Below are 2,046 nucleotides of genomic sequence, written 5' to 3'. Positions count from 1 at the left end.
AACTTTAGACTGATTAAAAGTTTTTAACGTGCTGAAGTTTGGCAACATATTCCGGAGTATAAGTTAAGTTTCCACCCTAGAACTCTATACTGTTGTAAAGAACCCCTTTTTCCATGGAATACATAATCACATCAGCCTTAATAGTATTGTAGGTATGCTGTTCTATTCTATTCTTTACCTTTGTTCCTATACGTGTATATAATTCTTCATAACTGTTTCCAAGTAGCTTTACAGCTCCTTCTGTGGTTTCACAGTTATAAACTTCCTGAACCAATTCTCTATCATATCCCATCAAAGCAAGCTCTAGGGCCAGGGTCTCCATTCTAACATCACATACTCTGCTATGAGTATTAAAACATCCTGAAGCAACCTTGCACAACTTTCCTATATGTCCTACTACAAGTACTTTCTTCACTTGTTTTGCCATACAAGAATTCAATGCAAATCCTAGATAATTTGAGAATATAACCATTTTATTCTGATCTAACTCTAACTCTTTAGCTTTATTCTCTCCCATATTGCCAAATAGTAGTATTAAATCCTCATATCCCTTAGCCACCTTTTGATTAATTTCAATTTCTATAGATTGAGTAAGAGCTTCTTCTGACATTGGCATGACTATACCTGTTGTTCCAAGTATAGATATACCACCTTGTATATTCAGACGAGGATTAAAGGTTTTTTTAGCTACCTCTTCGCCTTTAGGTACAAATATGGTTATTTCTACACCCTTACCTTCAGGAGTAACTTCTCTCACTTCCTTCTCAATCATTTTCCTCGGCACTGGGTTTATTGCTGGTTCTCCCTTTGGAACATACAAACCATCACTACAAACTACCCCTACACCTTTTCCACCTTTTAGAGTATATCTCGATTTAGCTTTCTCTGCTCTTGCCCATATTTCAAGGCCATGGGTAGCATCTGGATCATCTCCACCATCCTTTACCACACAACATTCAACATAATCTTCACCCTTATTTATCTTTTCTATAGGTAGGGTTAACTCTATTCCCTTAGGCGTATCTATCTTTACTTCCTTTAAAAATCCTCCATTGTACAGCATAGCTGCAGCAGCCTTAGCTGCCCCAGCAGCACAAGACCCTGTAGTATATCCACACCTCAGCTTCTTTCCATCACAGTATACATACATATCTAACATTGTTTATCAACCTACCTGGTAACCATGTACATAAGTGCATTTACTATGGCAGCTGCAATATTACTTCCGCCTTTTCTTCCCCTAACAGTTATCATAGGAATATCTAGTTTCTCTATTTCCTCTTTGGACTCTGCAGCTCCTACAAATCCAACTGGTGCTCCTATTATAAATTTAGGATTGGCTTTACCTTCTAAGGTTAGCTCCTTAAGCTTAAATAAAGCAGTTGGTGCATTACCGAATACAAAGAATTCTACGCCTTCTTCTACTGCTTTTTCTACTGCAGCCATGGATCTTGTTATACCTTGACTTTTAGATATTTCTGCTATATCTTCTCTTGATACAAAGCATTCTACTTTACAATTTAACTTTTCTAAGGTTTTTTTATTTATACCAGCAGCAGCCATATTGGTATCAGTATATATGGTCACTCCTTTTTTCAAAAGTTCTATAGCACAATCTATAGCTCCTTCTCTTATATAAGTTATATCTTTTAATTGAAAATCTGCTGTTGTATGTATAACTCTTTTTATTATTTTAAGCTCTCTATCGTCGAAATCATGGAGTCCCATTTCTTCTCCTATTATTTCAAAGCTTTTTTCCTCTATATCCATAGGAATTTTTATATAATCCATAGTTTATTCTCCATTCTATGTGTTTTATAAAATTTTTATCCGATGACTACCCGCTCTAATACTCCTATCTTTATAGGAAACTCCTCTTCAGAGGAGTACTCACAGAGTAAGCGACCACATCAAAATCACAGATTTTGTATGTCTGCTTAACCGATTCGCACAAAATCACAGATTTTGACTCTCTGCTTAACTGGGAGTAAAGAGCGGCTACGTCCCTGGATTCGTTCAACTAAGAATCAGGTGGGGGTTAAATGC

The 2,046-nt window shown here is 36.5% G+C and carries 2 protein-coding genes; both read right to left on the bottom strand.

Annotated elements, in window-relative coordinates; all coding sequences use genetic code 11:
• Positions 1-76 precede the first annotated feature (76 nt).
• Positions 77-1,159, bottom strand: coding sequence for a cobalt-precorrin-5B (C(1))-methyltransferase CbiD (cbiD, locus tag HGI79_RS22345; protein ID WP_185652870.1), 1,083 nt, complete (start codon positions 1,157-1,159; stop codon positions 77-79).
• 11 nt (positions 1,160-1,170) lie between these two features.
• Positions 1,171-1,791, bottom strand: a complete 621-nt coding sequence (locus tag HGI79_RS22340) for a precorrin-8X methylmutase (RefSeq protein ID WP_185652869.1) — start codon at positions 1,789-1,791, stop codon at positions 1,171-1,173.
• Positions 1,792-2,046 lie beyond the last annotated feature (255 nt).

The organism is Clostridium sp. DJ247 (assembly GCF_014231265.1).
This window is presented reverse-complemented; position numbering and strand designations above follow the sequence as displayed.